Source organism: Pseudomonas sp. LA5 (assembly GCF_028640825.1).
GTDB lineage: Bacteria > Pseudomonadota > Gammaproteobacteria > Pseudomonadales > Pseudomonadaceae > Chryseomonas > Chryseomonas aestiva.
This window is the reverse complement of the sequence record NZ_JAQYZY010000024.1, coordinates 346,296-361,812: the sequence shown is the minus strand read 5'-3', so window position 1 is coordinate 361,812 and position 15,517 is coordinate 346,296. Positions and strand designations below refer to the sequence as shown.

Annotated in this window: 18 protein-coding genes; 9 read left to right on the top strand and 9 right to left on the bottom strand. The window is 67.9% G+C overall.

What is annotated here, in order from left to right; translation table 11 throughout:
- The 5 genes from PVZ72_RS06520 to PVZ72_RS06500 are packed head-to-tail and all read left to right on the top strand — an operon-like array spanning position 1 to position 5,668.
- The gene (locus PVZ72_RS06520; protein WP_273861488.1) at positions 1-939 is read left to right on the top strand and encodes a DUF58 domain-containing protein; all 939 of its coding nucleotides are present in this window, start codon (positions 1-3) and stop codon (positions 937-939) included.
- A complete protein-coding gene (locus tag PVZ72_RS06515; RefSeq protein ID WP_273861487.1) occupies positions 936-1,430 on the top strand; it encodes a DUF4381 domain-containing protein in 495 nt (164 codons plus the stop codon). The genes PVZ72_RS06520 and PVZ72_RS06515 overlap by 4 nt, the downstream gene beginning before the upstream one ends.
- Positions 1,423-2,421 carry a VWA domain-containing protein gene (locus PVZ72_RS06510; RefSeq protein ID WP_273861486.1) on the top strand — a complete coding sequence of 333 codons (999 nt, stop codon included), beginning with the start codon at positions 1,423-1,425 and terminating at the stop codon, positions 2,419-2,421. Before PVZ72_RS06515 ends, PVZ72_RS06510 begins: the two co-directional genes overlap by 8 nt.
- Positions 2,418-4,091 (top strand): tetratricopeptide repeat protein, encoded by a 1,674-nt coding sequence (locus tag PVZ72_RS06505; protein ID WP_273861485.1) that lies wholly within the window; start codon positions 2,418-2,420, stop codon positions 4,089-4,091. Before PVZ72_RS06510 ends, PVZ72_RS06505 begins: the two co-directional genes overlap by 4 nt.
- The gene (locus PVZ72_RS06500) at positions 4,088-5,668 is read left to right on the top strand and encodes a BatD family protein (RefSeq protein WP_273861484.1); all 1,581 of its coding nucleotides are present in this window, start codon (positions 4,088-4,090) and stop codon (positions 5,666-5,668) included. The genes PVZ72_RS06505 and PVZ72_RS06500 overlap by 4 nt, the downstream gene beginning before the upstream one ends.
- On the opposite strand, the gene PVZ72_RS06495 is transcribed toward PVZ72_RS06500, so the two are convergent.
- The gene (locus PVZ72_RS06495) at positions 5,656-6,321 is read right to left on the bottom strand and encodes a YceH family protein (protein WP_273861483.1); all 666 of its coding nucleotides are present in this window, start codon (positions 6,319-6,321) and stop codon (positions 5,656-5,658) included. The genes PVZ72_RS06500 and PVZ72_RS06495 overlap by 13 nt on opposite strands.
- A 40-nt stretch (positions 6,322-6,361) precedes the next feature.
- Positions 6,362-7,270, bottom strand: a complete 909-nt coding sequence (gene yedA, locus PVZ72_RS06490) for a drug/metabolite exporter YedA (RefSeq protein WP_133862370.1) — start codon at positions 7,268-7,270, stop codon at positions 6,362-6,364.
- A gap of 149 nt (positions 7,271-7,419) precedes the next feature.
- Here yedA and PVZ72_RS06485 point away from each other — a divergent pair, with 149 nt between their 5' ends.
- A complete protein-coding gene (locus PVZ72_RS06485; protein ID WP_273861482.1) occupies positions 7,420-7,857 on the top strand; it encodes an Lrp/AsnC family transcriptional regulator in 438 nt (145 codons plus the stop codon).
- A gap of 59 nt (positions 7,858-7,916) precedes the next feature.
- Here the strand turns inward: PVZ72_RS06485 and PVZ72_RS06480 are convergent, their stop codons facing one another.
- Positions 7,917-8,702, bottom strand: a complete 786-nt coding sequence (locus PVZ72_RS06480) for a DUF2076 domain-containing protein (protein WP_273861481.1) — start codon at positions 8,700-8,702, stop codon at positions 7,917-7,919.
- 277 nt (positions 8,703-8,979) lie between these two features.
- Between PVZ72_RS06480 and PVZ72_RS06475 the strand changes: the two genes are divergently transcribed.
- On the top strand, positions 8,980-9,546 hold the full coding sequence (locus tag PVZ72_RS06475) for a cysteine hydrolase family protein (protein ID WP_273861480.1): 567 nt from the start codon (positions 8,980-8,982) through the stop codon (positions 9,544-9,546).
- A gap of 30 nt (positions 9,547-9,576) precedes the next feature.
- The gene (locus PVZ72_RS06470; protein ID WP_273861479.1) at positions 9,577-10,221 is read left to right on the top strand and encodes a YciC family protein; all 645 of its coding nucleotides are present in this window, start codon (positions 9,577-9,579) and stop codon (positions 10,219-10,221) included.
- 9 nt (positions 10,222-10,230) lie between these two features.
- Here PVZ72_RS06470 and PVZ72_RS06465 read toward each other — a convergent pair whose 3' ends face one another.
- The gene (locus tag PVZ72_RS06465) at positions 10,231-10,770 is read right to left on the bottom strand and encodes a DUF2058 domain-containing protein (RefSeq protein ID WP_133862375.1); all 540 of its coding nucleotides are present in this window, start codon (positions 10,768-10,770) and stop codon (positions 10,231-10,233) included.
- Positions 10,771-10,940: 170 nt separating this feature from the next.
- Here PVZ72_RS06465 and PVZ72_RS06460 point away from each other — a divergent pair, with 170 nt between their 5' ends.
- On the top strand, positions 10,941-11,864 hold the full coding sequence (locus PVZ72_RS06460; protein ID WP_133862376.1) for an aspartyl/asparaginyl beta-hydroxylase domain-containing protein: 924 nt from the start codon (positions 10,941-10,943) through the stop codon (positions 11,862-11,864).
- Between the two features lie 27 nt (positions 11,865-11,891).
- On the opposite strand, the gene PVZ72_RS06455 is transcribed toward PVZ72_RS06460, so the two are convergent.
- From PVZ72_RS06455 to motD, 5 genes are all read right to left on the bottom strand, one after another.
- Positions 11,892-12,308: a DUF2802 domain-containing protein gene (locus PVZ72_RS06455; protein ID WP_133862377.1), complete on the bottom strand. Its 417-nt coding sequence runs from the start codon at positions 12,306-12,308 to the stop codon at positions 11,892-11,894.
- On the bottom strand, positions 12,308-12,787 hold the full coding sequence (locus tag PVZ72_RS06450; RefSeq protein ID WP_007160357.1) for a chemotaxis protein CheW: 480 nt from the start codon (positions 12,785-12,787) through the stop codon (positions 12,308-12,310). Before PVZ72_RS06450 ends, PVZ72_RS06455 begins: the two co-directional genes overlap by 1 nt.
- A 73-nt stretch (positions 12,788-12,860) precedes the next feature.
- Entirely contained in the window at positions 12,861-13,766 is a 906-nt protein-coding gene (locus PVZ72_RS06445) for a chemotaxis protein CheW (protein WP_273861478.1), read from the bottom strand.
- A gap of 57 nt (positions 13,767-13,823) precedes the next feature.
- Entirely contained in the window at positions 13,824-14,612 is a 789-nt protein-coding gene (locus PVZ72_RS06440) for a ParA family protein (protein WP_208691981.1), read from the bottom strand.
- Between the two features lie 35 nt (positions 14,613-14,647).
- Positions 14,648-15,511 carry a flagellar motor protein MotD gene (gene motD / locus PVZ72_RS06435; RefSeq protein WP_273861477.1) on the bottom strand — a complete coding sequence of 288 codons (864 nt, stop codon included), beginning with the start codon at positions 15,509-15,511 and terminating at the stop codon, positions 14,648-14,650.
- Positions 15,512-15,517: the final 6 nt, after the last annotated feature.

Sequence of the window (15,517 nt, the reverse complement as noted above, 5' to 3'; positions counted from 1 at the left end):
ATGGCCGAGCGCAACGGCGTGACCCTGAGCCTGGCCGAGCTCATCGAAATGCGCCACCGGGTGGTCGAGGTGCAGCTGTTTTCCGCCGCCGGACGCCGCAGCCCGCTGATCGGCCTGCACCATTCGCGCCTGCGCGGCCGCGGGGTGGATTTCGACCAGGTGCGCGCCTATCAGCCCGGCGACGATGTCCGGGCCATCGACTGGCGCGTCACCGCCCGCACCCGCGAACCCCATACCAAGCTGTTCCATGAAGAGCGCGAGCGCCCGGTCTATCTCCTGCTGGAGCAGAGTCCGCGCACCTTCTTCGGCACCCGCCAGCAATTCAAGTCGGTGCTGGCCGGGCGGCTGGCCGCGCTGATCGGCTGGGCGGTGCTGGAGCACAACGACCGTATCGGCGGCATGATCTTCGGCGGCGAACGCCTGCACGAGGTGCGCCCGCGACGCAGCAAGCAGAATCTGCTGCGCTTCTTCGATCACCTGATCAACGCCAATCGGGCGCTGCAGGACCCGGCCCTGGCCCAGGTGCCGCGCATCACCTTCAACCAGGTCCTGCGCCGTGCTCGCGAGGTGCTGCGTCCCGGCAGCCTGGCGCTGGTGATCTGCGACGAGCGCAGCCTGGACGTGGCCACCGAGCAGCACCTCACCCTGCTCTCGCGGCACAGCGACCTGGTCCTGCTGCCGCTTTCCGATCCGCTGGATCATGCATTGCCCCAGGCCGGCCTGCTGCGTTTCACCAGCGGCCAGGCCGAGGTCGAGCTGGATACCGATCGCGCCGACGTCCGCCAGGGCTATGCCGAGCAGGCCGCGCAGCGCCGCGAACGCTGGACCGAACTCAGCCTGCGCCTGGGCATTCCGCTGCTGCCGCTGTCCACGGCGGACGATCTGGTCGAACAGCTGCGGCACCTGTTGCGGCAACATCGCCCGGGGTACACCTCGTGACCCCCGGCCTGCCGACGCTGGAGCCGCTGCGGCTGCCAGCGGAACCGGCCTGGTGGCCACCGGCGCCGGGCTGGTGGTTGCTGCTGCTGGTCGTGGTGGCCCTGGGTTTCTTTCTGCGCCACCATCGCGGCCGGCGGCCGCTGGACAGCGCGCTCCCCGTCGAGGCGACCACCGAAGAGGATCTGCGTACCACCGCCCTGGCCGAACTGGCCCGCCTGCCGCGTCCCTATGGCGCGCCGGCCGGACCCTGGCTGCAGGCGCTGAATGCGCTGCTCAAGCGCCTCTGCCGCGCCAGCTATCCGGATCAGCTCAGCCAGACCCTGAGCGGCCGCGACTGGCTGGCCTTTCTCGATTCGCGCTGCCCGGCGGCCGGCCTGACGCGCTACATGATTCTGGTGGACGGCGGCTATCGCCCGGACTGCCGCCTGAATGACCGCGTCATCGACGGCCTGCAGGACGCCGTCGCCACCTGGATCCGCAAGCATGTTTGAATTCGCCTGGCCCTGGCTGTGGCTGCTGTTGCCGCTGCCCTGGGCGCTGCGCGTGCTGTTGCCCGCGGCCGACAGCGGCCAGGCGGCCCTGCGCGTGGAATTCCTCGGCGAACTCGAACACCTGGGCGGACGCATCCGTCACACCGGCGGCCTGAGCGGCACTCGCCGCCTGCTGCCCTTTCTGCTGGGCTGGCTACTGATCCTGGCCGCCGCGGCGCGCCCGCAATGGGTGGGACCACCCCAGCCGCTGGACGTAAGCGGGCGCGACCTCTTGCTGGCGGTGGACGTCTCCGGGTCCATGGACACCCCGGACATGCCGCTGGGCGACGAGAATGTCAGCCGCCTGACGCTGGTCAAGCAACTGCTCGGCCGCTTCATCGACAGTCGCCAGGGCGATCGTGTCGGCCTGATCCTGTTCGGCTCCCAGGCCTATCTGCAGGCGCCCCTGACCGCCGACCGACGCACCGTGCATGCCCTCCTCGAAGAAGCCCAGATCGGCCTGGCCGGGCGCAACACGGCGGTGGGCGACGCCGTGGGCCTGGCGGTCAAGCACCTGCGCAAGCGGCCGGACAACAGCCGCACCCTGATCCTGGTCACCGATGGCGCCAGCAACGGCGGCGTGGTGACGCCCGAGGTGGCGGCCAGCCTGGCGGCCAGCGAGCGGGTACGCGTCTATACCCTCGGTATCGGTGCCGATCCGGACACCCTGGGCGCCGGCGCGACACCCAGCGATCTCGACGAACCCATGCTGCGTCACCTCGCCGAGGTCACCAACGGCGCCTATTTCCGGGTGAGATCCAGCATCGAACTGGCCGCCGTGTCGCGCCAGCTTGATCGGCTCGAACCCATCCGCCAGCAGCCGGACCAGGCCCGTCCCACCCGTGAACTCTATCCCTGGCCGCTGGCCGGGGCGCTGCTGCTCGGCCTGGCCCTGGCGCTCGGCCGCCTGCCGTGGCCGCAGCGCTGGCAGCGTGGAGGCAAGGCCCGATGAACGACTGGCTGCCGCTGTTCCTGCGTCCCGGTTGGCTACTGGCCCTGGTGCCGGTCGCCCTGGTGATCGGCTCGCTGCGCCGACGCCGGCATCGCCACGGGCACTGGCAGGCGCTGCTGCCTCCGGCGCTGCAACCCTGGCTGCTCAGTGACAGCGATCGCCAGCGCTCGCCCCTTGGCCTGGTGCTGCTGGGCCTGGCCGGGGTGCTGGCCTGTCTGGCGCTGGCCGGCCCCAGCTGGCAGCAGGGCGAAGCGCAGAGCTTTCGCCGCAACGATCCGCTGGTGGTGGTGCTGGCGCTGACGCCCGACCTGCTCGCCACCGACGTCACCCCGAACCGCCTGCTGGCCGTGCAGCGCAAGCTGCAGGATCTGCTCAAGGCGCGCCAGGACGGCGAGACCGCCATCGTCGTCTATGCCGGCAGCGCCCACACCCTGGTGCCCCTGACCGACGACCTGCCGACCATGGACAACCTGCTCAAGGCGCTGCGGCCGTCGATCATGCCGGTGCCCGGGCGGCGCGCCGACCTGGGGATCGCCCAGGCCCTGGAGCTGCTCGGTCCGGCGCCCAGCGCCAGTGCCCGGTTGCTGCTCATCGCCAGCGACCTGGACGACCGCGAGCGCCTGGGTATCGAGCGCCAGCTGCAGGGTCGACTGCGCCAGCTGGCGATCCTCGGCCCGGGTACGCCCCAGGGCGCGCCGGTGGCCGCCGAGACCGGCAACTACCTGAGCGACGCCGCCGGCGGCATCCGCATCGCTCGACTGGACGAAGGCCACCTGCAGGGCGTCGCCCAGGCACTGGGCGGGCACTATCAGCGCTTGCAGCGTGACGACGGCGACCTGCGCCGTCTCGGCCTGCTGGAGCGTCCCGGCGCTGTGCGAGCCAGCGACGGCCGGGCCCCCGCGGACTGGCGCGACCAGGGTTACCTGTTGCTGCTGCCTCTGCTGCTCCTGGTCGCCTGCGGCGCGCGCCGCGGCTGGCTGCTGAGCCTGCCCTTCTGTCTGCTGCTGACGCCCCCTCCGGCGCAGGCCGGCAGTTGGGACGACCTCTGGCTGCGGCGCGACCAGCAGGCCCTGCAGCTGCTGACCGACGACCAGGCTGGCGCGGCCGCCGAGCTCTTCAGCGACGAGCGCTGGCGCGGCGTGGCGCTCTATCGCGCCGGCGACTTCAGCGGCGCCGCCGCGGCGTTCGCCCGGGATCCGTCGGCGGACGGCCACTACAATCGCGGCAACGCCCTGGCCATGGCCGGACGCCTGGAAGAGGCCCTGCGCGCCTACCGGGCGGCACTGGTGCTGCGCCCGGATCTGACCCCCGCCCTGCGCAATCGCAATCGCCTCGAACGTCTGCTCGCCCAACGCGCCGCAGCCCAGGCCGAGGCCGCCGCCCGCAGTCGCAAGGCGCAGAACGCCAGCCAGAGCAGCACCCAGGCGGACGAACCGGCCAATAGCGGTACCCCGCCGTCCGCTGCAACCGCCGCGGCCAGCCCGCAGCAGCAGGCCCAGGCCGGCGCGGACTGGCTCGTCAGTCCCGCCTATGCCGAAGATCCCCTGGCGGAAGAACAGCGTCAGGCGGCCGAACAGTGGCTGCGGGAGATCCCCGACAACCCGGCCGAGCTGCTGCGCCGCAAGTTCTGGTACCAGCAACAACAACGCGAGGAGAACGCGCTGCAATGAAGTCCTATCCGTTGCTGCTGCCCCTCGCGCTGCTCGCGCCCCTGCTTCAGGCGGCGGATCTCAGCGCCCGTCTGGAGCGCAACCAGCTCAGTCAGAACGAGACGCTGGAGCTCATCCTCGAGACCACCGACCCCGCCCAGTTCGGCAAGCCCGATCTCGGCCCGCTCGAGCAGGACTTCCGCGTGCTCGGGGTGCGGCAGAACAGCCTGCCGCCCGGTGAGCGGGTGACCACGCGCTGGAACGTGACCCTGCAACCCAAAGCCAGTGGCGCCCTGACCATTCCCGCCCTGACCCTGGACGGCGCCCGCAGCCAGCCACTGACCGTTACCGTGGAGGCCACCGCCGCCAGGCGCCAGACCCGCGACCCTGTCTATCTGGAAGCCGCGATGGAGCGCACCCGGCTCTATGTGCAGGCGGAGACCATCCTGACCATCCGCCTCTACCACGCGGTGGCGCTCTATGACGACCATGTGCTCACCCCGCCCAATCCCAGCGATGCGCGGGTGGATCTGCTCGGCACCCCCCAGGTCTACGAGCGCGACGTCGAGGGGGTACGGCATGGCGTGATCGAATGGCGCTACGCCATCCATCCGCTGCAGAGCGGTACCCTGGTGCTGCCGCCCCAGACCTTCAGCGCCACCCTCGCCGGTGGCCTCGACGACAGCTCGCGCGCTGGCCAGCCGATCCAGCTGCGCACCCCGGCGCTGACCCTGGAGGTTCTGCCACAACCGGCCAGTTATCCGGCGCAGACGCCCTGGGTGCCGGCGCGCAGCCTAACCCTGACGCAACAATGGAATCCCGCGCCGGAAGACGCCCGCGAGGGCAGCGCCCTGACCCGCACGCTGCAGCTGCGTGCCGAAGGCCTGGCACCCGGTCAGCTCCCCCCGCTGGTGCTGCCCGAGATCGAGGGCGTTAAGCGCTATGCCGAGCAACCGCGGCTGTCGCTGCAGACCCAGGCGCGCGGGCTGGTCGGGCAACGCGAGGAACGGGTCGCCCTGATTCCCACATCCACGGGTGACAAGGTCCTGCCGCCGGTGGAGGTGGTCTGGTGGAACACCGAGACCGATACCCTCGAACGCACCACCCTGCCCGCCCAGCCCCTGGTGGTCGCCGAGGATCCGACGCTGCAACCGGTGGCATCAGCGGCGGCCAAGATCACCGGCAGTGACCGGGGACTCTGGCGCTGGCAGCTGGCGACAGCCTTCTTCGCCCTGACCACCCTGCTCGGCTTCGGCCTCTGGTGGCGCGCCCGCCGTCAGCCGGCGGTGTTGCCGACCGTGCCCGATCTCGACAGCCGCCTGCAGCGCGAAGAGCTGCGCCGCGCCTGCCAGAGCAACGATCCCCACGTCACCCGTCACGCCCTGGACGCCTGGGCCCGACAGCAACCGGAAACCCTGGCGGCCATGGGGGCACGTTTCGAGCCCCTGGCCGCCGCGCTCGACGACCTCAATGGGGCGCTCTATAGCGAAGCCGGTCAGCGCTGGCAGGGCGAAACGCTCTGGCAGGCGATCAATGCCCTGCCGCCGCTGACGCCGGCAGCCGTGCACGACACCCTGCCACCGCTCTATCCGCGCTGAGCGGCTTCTTCCAACTGCGCCAGCCGCTCTTCGAGGGCGGCGATGCGGGCTTCCAGCGCCTCCAGCCGGCCTTCGCGTCCGCCGGCAGGGGTAGCGCTCTCGGCGGCACTACCCAGCTGCGCGACCTGGGCATCGCGCTCTGCCGCGTTGCCGAACAGATGCAGATAACGCTCTTCGCGCTGGCCAGGCTGTCGCCCCAGGCCGGTGGCCAGGCCGCGGGCGATCAGCCGCTCCAGATGGTGGCGCACCTGCTCAATATCATCGAAGGCGTGCATCCGGCCGCTGCGGGCCAGCAATTCGCCCAGGGTCTGGGGCCCGCGCAGGAACAGCAGGGCGCAGAGCGCCCACTGGGGTGGAGGGAGTTCCAGGGCCCTGTCCAGCCGCTGTTCCCAGCGATCCGCCCGGCTACCCATGACCAGGCGGGCCAGGCCGCGTTCCTCCAGACGTCGCAGTCCCTGCCCCACTTCGCCCGGGGTGAGGTTGAGCACCGGCTCGCGGCTGGTCTTCTGGTTGCAGGCCAGCACCAGAGCATTGAGGGTCAGGGGATAGCTTTCCGGGGTGGTCAGCTGCTTCTCGATGAGACTGCCGAGGACGCGGATCTCGGTAGCCTCCAGCGGCTCTTCGGCAAAGGCGGGGGTGACTGCTTGGCTCATGGCGGACTCCGCTTGGATGACTCGCCAGCCTAGCCTGCTCTCAAAGCCGTCGCCACTGCGGCAGCCCGATCAGCACCACCGCGCCCACGATGACCAGCATGGCCAGCGCTTCGGCCGCACCGATCCGTTCTCCGGCGAACAGGGTACCCAGCAGCACCGCCACCACCGGATTGACGTAGGCGTAGCTGGTGGCGGCCGCCGGCCGTACCCGCCCCAGCAGATAAAGATAGGCACTGAAGGCGATCAGCGAGCCGAACACCACCAGATAGCCCAGCGCCAGCCAGCCACCCAGGGCCGGCCAGTGCTGCAGGCGCTCGCCGCTGAGGTAGCTGGCGCCGAGCAGCACCGCGCCCGCCACCAGCATCTCCACCGCGCTGGCCATGGCGCCACGCGGCAACGGCAGGTAGCGACTCCAGATCGAGCCGAAGGCCCAGGCCGCCGCGGCGAGCAGGATCACCGCGGCCCCGAGCGGCGTGGCGCTCATGGTATCGCCCAGATTGAGCAGGGCGATCCCCACCAGGCCCAGGGCGATGCCGGCCCATTCCAGCAGGGTATTGCGCTGCCCCCAGAGCAGACCGAACAGCAGGGTGAACAGGGGGACCGTGGCGATCGACAAGGCGGCGATACCGGAAGTCACGCCCCAATGCTCGGCCAGGGTCACCCCGCCGTTGCCGACGCCCAGGAGCAGGATGCCGATCACCGCGGCCGCGGCGGTCTCGCGCGCCGTTGGCCAGGGTGCCCCGCGCCAGCGCAACCAGCCCAGCAGGAGACTCCCGGCGATGAGAAACCTCAGCCCCGCCATCAACAGCGGTGGCCAATGGGCCACGCCGATGCGAATCACCAGATAGGTGGAACCCCAGACCACATAGAGCGCGAAGAAGGCTGCCAGCAGGGGCAGCCAGCTGGGCAGGCGTGGCGGCGCGAGGCAGGGCGAGGCGGAGGTGTCCATGCGCGAGAGCTTCCTGAGGGGTCAGGCTGCCATTGTAGAAGCGCGTGATGCGCCGGCTAAGATACAGTCAAGAGAGAAACGGCCGACCAGCCTTTGATTCAGCATACTTTAGGGATGGAGACCTTCGATTCGAAGGCAGGGAAACGGACATGGACCATATTGATCGTCGGCTCATCGACCTGCTGCTGGTGGACGGCCGCGCCAGCTACGCGGAGCTGGGTCGCCGGCTGGGCCTCTCCGCCCCGGCCATCGCCGAACGCATCGCCAAGCTGGAAGACGCCGGCATCATCACCGGCTATGGTGCCCGTATCGACCGCCGCGCCCTGGGCTACGGCACCGAATGCCTGATCTCGCTGCGCCTGCACAGCACCAGCCAGGGCCCGGTATTGAAGAAACTTGAGGCCCTCCCCCAGCTGCTCGCCTGCTACCGGGTCACGGGCGACGACTGCCTGATGCTGCGGGTCGCCGTACGCGACATGGGCGAACTGGAGAGCCTCATCGATCAGCTGACCCGATTCGGCATGAGCCGGACCGTGGTGGTGCTGTCGACGCCCTTCGAGCGCCCGCTGCCGCTCATGCCCAGCTGAAGACGCGCATAAAAAAGCCCCGGCGCCTCGCGGCACCAGGGCTGGCGGAGTACGACCACCTAGATGAAGGAATCGTCGTCGCCACTGTCGTCGAAGAAGCCGCTACCACCGCCGGTATCGCCATAGTCGGCGGCGTCTTGGAAGCCGGCGTTATCCTGGAAACCACCGGCATCCTGGAAACCCCCGCCATTGTCGTAGCTGGCGTTGTCCGCCCAGCCTCCCTGGGAGCCGGCATCGGCCAGGCCCTGGTCGGCGGTCGGGGTCTCGTTGATGACGTTGACGATCTCCTCGGGTTGCGAGTGATGGAACAGGCCCGAGATAGCCTGGGCCGCCAGCACGCCACCGGCGACCCCGGCCGCGGTCTGCAGCGCACCGCCCATGAAGCCGCCCATGCGGGAAGGCGCGGCCTGGGGCGCGCCATAGCCGGGTGCGGGCTGGGCATAGCCGGGATTGGACTGGGCATAACCCGGATTGGCGGGACGCGGCGCTGCCGGACCCGGGTCATTCCAGCCGCGCGACGGCGCGGCGTTGGCCGGTGCCTGACCGCCCGTTGCCTGGCTGCTGCCACCGCCGAACAGGCTGGAGAGGAAGCCACCGCTGCTTGGACGATTCTGCTGGACCTGGGCCATCTGGCTTTCCAGCTCCTTGACGCGCTGATCCAGCCGCTTGATGGCGGCCTCCTGGATCAGCATCGCCTGGGCCATGTAATAGGGAGCCGCGGGCTGCTCGCGCAGGCGCTGCTGGATCAGCGCCTCGGCTTCCCGGTCACGGGGTGCGGTCTGGGCTTCCGTGGTCTTGAGACGGTCGAACAGACCTTCGATCAGCTGGCTTTCTTCGCGTTGCATGATGACCCTCCCGCAGACGGTCTACTGGCGGCCTTCCCCTGGGAACGGCCTGGATATCGAAAGGCGCAGCAGCCTGCGCTGCTATGCCAGATAGAGGCGTTGTAGCAGCTTTTCAAGCAGGACACGCGCTATGTTCAGCGCGGATTCAGCCAGCCCTCCCCGCCTTGGCATCACTCTTCTGAAGGGACAGCGGGGTGACGAGTTCCAGCGCCGCGCCGGTGACTGGACAACCGGCCTGTGCTGGGGGAGTCTGCCGCTTTGCCCGCGAGACTCGCCCATGCAGCCGCTGCTTATCCTCATCGACCAGCAACAGGGGATCCGCGCGCCCCATCTGGGCCCACGCAACCACCCGGACGCCGAGCTGCGCATGGGCGACCTGCTGGCGGCCTGGCGCCAGGCCGGAGCGCCCTTGCTGCACGTCCGGCACCTGTCGCGCAGTCCGACTTCGGTGTTCTGGCCGGGACAGCCCGGCGTGCAATTCCAGCCGGCGCTGGCGCCGCTGCCCGGCGAGACGGTGTTCGACAAGCAGGTCCCCGACGCCTTCGCCAACAGTGGCCTGGAGCACTGGCTGCACCAGCGCGGCATAGGCTCACTGCTGATCTGCGGCGTGGCTAGCGAGAACTCGGTGGAGGCCACCGCGCGCAGCGCCGGCAATCTCGATTTCACCACCTGGGTCGCCGAAGACGCCTGCTACACCTTCGCCAAGACCGACTTCGCCGGTCGGACGCGCAGCGCCGAGGAGGTCCATGCGATGGCCATGGCCAATCTGCACGGCGAATACGCCACCGTCACCTCCAGCGCGGCCATGCTCGAACGTCTGCGGACGAACGGGTCGCCCTGCTAGACTGCCCGCCTGCCCGTCTGGAAGAGCTGCATGAACCCTGTCGATATTCTGCGCGACTCGCTGTCTTTCTTTGCCCGCAATCTGCGGCCCCTGGCCGTCCTCACCCTGCCCTCGCTGCTGCTCGAAGCCCTGCTGCGCTATCAGGTGCTGGAACGCTTCGGCGCCAGTGGCGGCCTGTGGGACATGCTGGTGAGCCTGCTCTGCTATCCGCTGTACACCGCCGCCCTGCTGATCTTTCTGGAGGCACGCACCCAGGGTAATACCCCGCGCCTGAGCGGCGTCTGGGGCGCCGCCCTGCTGCTCTGGCCACGCTTCGCCCTCCTCGCGGCCTTGACCTCGGGGCTGGTGATGCTGGGCTTCTCGCTGTTGATCGTGCCGGGCTTTCTGATCATGGCCAAGCTGGCTTTCGCCGAGAATCTGCTGGTGCTGGAGGGACGGGCGCCGCTGGACGCCCTGCGTGGCAGCTTCCGGCTGAGCCGCGGGCACTTCTTCACCCTGCTGGCGTGCATCCTGGCCACGGTCCTGCCGGCCTGGCTGCTCGACGCCTGGATCACCCGGCATTTCGCCGAGGCCGCGGTAACGGAGATCGCACTGCAGACCTTCTCGGGCTTCCTGCAGCTGATCCCCAGCATCGCCGTCTACCGCATCTACATGCTGGTCAGGCAGAACGCCTGACCTGGCCACTTACCACATCAGGTCATCCGGAACCTGATAGGCGGCATAGGGATCGTCCGGATCCGGCTCGCCGCTCTGCACGTTGAGCAGCACCACCCGCTTGGGATCGCGCTCCTGGATGCGCTCGGCGGTAGCCCGGGGCACCACCTCGTAGCGGCCTTCGTAGCGCACGATGGCCAGACTGCCCTTGCTGAGCTTGTCTCTCATCATGACGTTGACCGACAGGCGCTTGACCTTCTTGTCGTCGACGAAGTTGTAGTAGTCCTCGGTGCTCAGCTTGGGCAGGCGGCTGGTCTCGATCAACTGCTTGATCTGTGCCTGCTCGGCCTTGCGCTTCTTCTTGTCTTCCTGAGCGCGATTGAGCTCCTGGTCCTTGGCCAGCTTCTCCGCCTGGGCCTGCTGGACAGCCAGCTCCTGGGAGCGGTCCTTTTCCGTCTGCCCGCGATGCTCCATGCGGGTCTGCTTCTGCTTCTGCTTGACGGCCTGCTTGGCCTGCTTTTCATTGACCAATCCGGCTTTCAGCAGCTGGTCGCGTAGGGACATGCTCATCGATACGACTCGTCTAGATCATCCAAGGGGGCGCGACTCGAAAGCGGCCGCGCGCCAGGGTGTCCATCCTGCGCAGCCGACGAAGCGAGTGCAAGCCTTTCTCTGGGGTGAAATAATGCGGTCATTACCTATCCGCCCCTGGTTCGGGCGCTGCCGATCACAATTCGCCCATGATTACCTTCGCGATCGTCCTGCTCTTCGTCGCCAGCGTGCTCTTCGTCCACCTTCGCGGACGCGCTCGGCTGCCTTTCCTGCGCCAGCTTGTCAACCACTCCGCGGTGTTCGCCCCCTACAACGCCCTGATGTACCTGTTCTCCAGCGTGCCGTCCAAGCCCTATCTGGATCGCAGCCGCTTTCCCGAGCTGGACGTGCTCAAGGACAACTGGCAGGAGATTCGCGTCGAAGCCCTGCGGCTGTTCGACGAGGGCTATATCCGCGCCGCGGAAAAGGACAATGACGCCGGCTTCGGTTCCTTCTTCAAGAAGGGCTGGAAGCGTTTTTACCTGACCTGGTACGGCGAGCCGCTACCTTCCGCCCAGACGCTCTGCCCGCGGACCGTCGAACTGGTGCGGCAGATCCCCAACGTCAAGGGCGCCATGTTCGCCCTGCTGCCGGGTGGAAGCCATCTGAATCCCCATCGCGATCCCTTCGGCGGCTCGCTGCGCTACCACCTGGGCCTGGCCACGCCGAACTCGGACGCCTGTCGCATCTATGTCGACGGCCAGCCCTATGCCTGGCGTGACGGCGAAGACGTGATGTTCGACGAAACCTACGTGCACTGGGTCAAGAACGAGACCGATCAGACCCGGGTCATCCTCTTCTGCGACGTCGAGCGTCCGCTGCGCAACCGTCTGCTGACCCGCGTCAATCAGGCGGTCAGCCGTTTCCTCGGCAGCGCCACGGCGCCGCAGAACGTCGAAGGGGAGCGCGTCGGCGGCATCAACCAGGCCTATGCCTTCAGCAAGAGGTTTGGGGATCGCATCGGGGGTGGCGTGAAGAAGTTCAAGCGGCGCCATCCCAAGGCCTACCGCATCGCCAAGCCAGTGCTGGCGGTACTGGTAGTGATTGCGCTCTACCACTGGATCGTCAGCTGAGGCAGCGATCCTGCGCCACCGGCCTGATCAGCCGGAACGCTGCTGGCGCTGCCGATGCAGCCGCGCCACCAGCTCGGCTTCGGCCTGGGACAGACCACAGGCCTGAGTGAGATCGTCGGCGCTGGCGCCCAGCCCCACCAGGCGCGCTGCCTGGGAAAACGACAGACTGGTAGGATCGCTCTGCTCGATCTGGGTCAGGCGATCGGGCAAGGGTGCCACCACCTGGGCCAGCCCCTGCACCTGTTCGCCCATGCGTACCTGCCCGGCCTGGTAGGTTTCCAGGCGTTTGAGCAGGATCTGCATGCGCTTGTCGACCAGGGCCTCCCGCTCGGCCAGCTTGGCCGCCTGTTGCTGCTGGCGCTGCCAGAGCAACCAGCAGCAACCACCGAGGCCGGCACAGGCCAGCCCTAGGGCAACGCTGAGCAGGATCAGCCCGACGAGCATCAGATGCTTTCCAGCTCCGACCACTCTTCTTCGGTCATCAGCTTGTCAAGCTCGACCAGGATCAGCAGCTCGCCGTTCTTGTTGCACACGCCCTGGATGAACTTGGCGGACTCGTCATTGCCGACGTTCGGTGCGGTTTCGATCTCCGACTGCCGCAGATAGACCACCTCGGCCACGCTGTCGACCAGGATGCCGACGACCTGCTTGTCGGCCTCGATGATGACGATACGGGTGTTGTCGGTGACCTCGGTGGGCAGCAGACCGAAGCGTTGACGGGTGTCGATCACCGTCACCACGTTGCCGCGCAGGTTGATGATGCCCAGCACGTAGCTCGGCGCACCCGGGACCGGAGCGATTTCGGTGTAGCGCAGGACTTCCTGGACCTGCATCACGTTGATGCCGTAGGTCTCGTTATCCAGGCGGAAGGTGACCCATTGCAGGACCGGATCTTCGGAACCCTGTGCGGACGTTTTTTTCATGTTCCCTAGCCTCGTCAAATACCGCACGTGCGGCGAAGCGGGCGAACCCGCCGGTTAGTTGCAGCGGGCAGCCCTAGCGACGGCCACCCACCACCTGTTCAGCGAGCGCCGCCACATCCAGCAGCGCACACATCTGATCGATCACCGTACCGGCCAGCCACGGCCGGGTAGCGCGCTGATTCCGCCATTTGACCTCGGCGGGATCCAGCCGTACCGAATGGCTGACGCCATGCACGGCCAGGCCCCAGTCCAGGCCTTGCAGCGATATAACGAATTTCAGGCCTTCGCGATAGTCGTCGCGGTAGCGCTCGGGCATTACCCAACGCGCCGCGTCGAGCACGCGCAGGTTGCCTGCCTGGCAGGGTAGCAGGCCCAGGAACCAGTCTGGCTGACCAAACAGCGGCGTCAACTCTTCGTCGGTCAGCGGGTAGATGGAGCCCAGGCACACCAGGGGCGCGGCCAGGGTCAGGCCGGCCACGTCGAACAGCAGGCATTCGAAGGGTTCTTCGCCCCACTCGGGGCGACCTTCCAGGTGCACGGCGCCGGGCGGTACGCCAGCCGCGGCGGCGGGCTGCACCGCCGGGGTACCGAGAGCAATGCCCTCCACCATCGGACGCGCCGGCTCGGCGGCGGGGGCCAGTTCGGGGACACGCCAGTCCAGCTCGATGTCGGTTTCCGGCGGCAACGGCACCTGGGTTGCAGGCTGCAGCACCTCGGGCAGGGCGACGCCGGCACGGCGGGCTGCCAGCGGCACGACCTGGGGTTGCCACGCGGCATCCCGTTCGAGCTCCTCGCGCACCGCGGCGGCGAATTCGTCTTCGCTCACGCTGGCGATCGGCGCCGCCGGTGCCACCACGGAAGCCACGACCGGCGTGGATTCGGCGGTCGGCAGTTCCAGGAACGCGTCCAGCAACAGGGCATCGAGATAGCCCTGGAGGACACGCTGAGGACGATTGTCGAGAGACGTCGGTTGGCTCATGGCGATCTACGTGGGTGAGTTGTCCAGCCTATCGGCCGGCAGGGTGGAAAACTTGAATCAGGCGACCTGGCTGCTGGGCGCGCCGTCGAGCAGATGCCGCAGCAGCGCCCGGTAGGCAATGACGCCGCGGCTGTTCACCTCGTGGCGCGACGGCACCTGCCCGGAACGACTGGCGTCGCGCAGCCGCGTATCGATGGGAATGAAGGCCTGCCACAGCTGCGCCGGATAGGTGCTGCGCAGCACCTTGAGCGTACCGATGGAGGCCTGGGTACGGCGGTCGAACAGGGTCGGCACTATGGTGTAGGGCAGCGCCTGCTTGCGCGAGCGGTTGATCATGGTCAGGGTGTTGACCATGCGCTCGAGCCCCTTGAGCGCGAGGAACTCGGTCTGGGTCGGAATCACCAGATGCTGACTGGCCGCCAGGGCATTGACCATCAGCACGCCGAGCAACGGCGGACTGTCGATCAGCACATGATCGAAGTCGTTCCACAGCTGTGCCAGGCTTTTGGAGATCACCAGGCCCAGGCCGCTCTGGCCGGGCGACTGACGTTCCAGGGTAGCCAGCGCCGTGCTGGACGGCAGCATCGACAGCTGCGGATGACTGGTGGGCAGCAGCAGCCGCTTCGGCAGGCCCTCCGGAACCTGACCACCGTGCTGGAACAGGTCGAACGCGCTGTGTTCGAGGCTGTCCGGATCCTGACCGAAATAGCTCGTCAGGGAGCCGTGGGGATCAAGGTCCACCAGCAGGACGCGCTTGCCTTCATCGCCGAGCAACCCGGCGAGGGCAACGGTGGTGGTGGTCTTGCCCACCCCACCCTTCTGATTGGCGACAGCCCAGACTCTCATGTGCAGACTTCCTCCCGACGACACGACCAGCCGGGTCAAGGTGCCGGCTTGGTGGCCGGCGACGAAGATTTGACAGGCGCCACCCCGGGCGCCGGTTCTCCAGGCGATGCTGCAGATTGTGTGCCAGTCGACGAATTTTGCAAGGTGCTCTGTGGCCGAAACAGGTCGAGATTGCGCGAGATCAGCAGAACCACGCGCCGATTGCGGGCGCGATTGACGTCGCTGGTGTTGTCGACCACCGGCTGATAGGCGCCATAGCCCACTACAGCCAGGCGCTGCGGCGCGATGCCGTTACCGATCAGCAGCCGCACGATACTGGCCGCCCGCGCCGCGGACAGTTCCCAGTTGGTGGGATACAGCGCCGTGCTGATGGGGCGGTCGTCCGTATAGCCCTGTACCTGGATCGGATTCTTGAACGGCGCCAGAATCTTGGCCACCTTCTCCATGAGGCCGAAGGCGGGATTGCTCGGCAGGGAGTCGCCGCTGGCGAACAGCAGATTGGAGCTGAGTTCGATCTCCAGCCACATCTCACTGGCCTTGATGTTCAACTGGTCGCCGGCGATGAGATCGCCGAAGGTGGCGCGCACGCTGTCGGCGATCTGCTGCAGCGGGTCGCTGGGGGTGCCCCTGGCCGGCTGAGCGGCACTGGCGTCCATCACCGTGGGTGTCACGCCCGCGGGACGCTGATCGCCGAGGGGAATGGGTTTGAGCGAGCGCTCCGGCTGACTGAAGATGCCCGACAGGCTGTCCGAAAGCACCTTGTACTTGCTTTCGTTCAAGGAAGAGATGGAATACATCACCACGAAGAAGGCGAACAGCAGGGTGATGAAGTCCGCGTAGGAGACCAGCCAGCGTTCGTGGTTCTCGTGTTCTTCGGGACGGCGGCGGCGACGAGGCATGCGGCG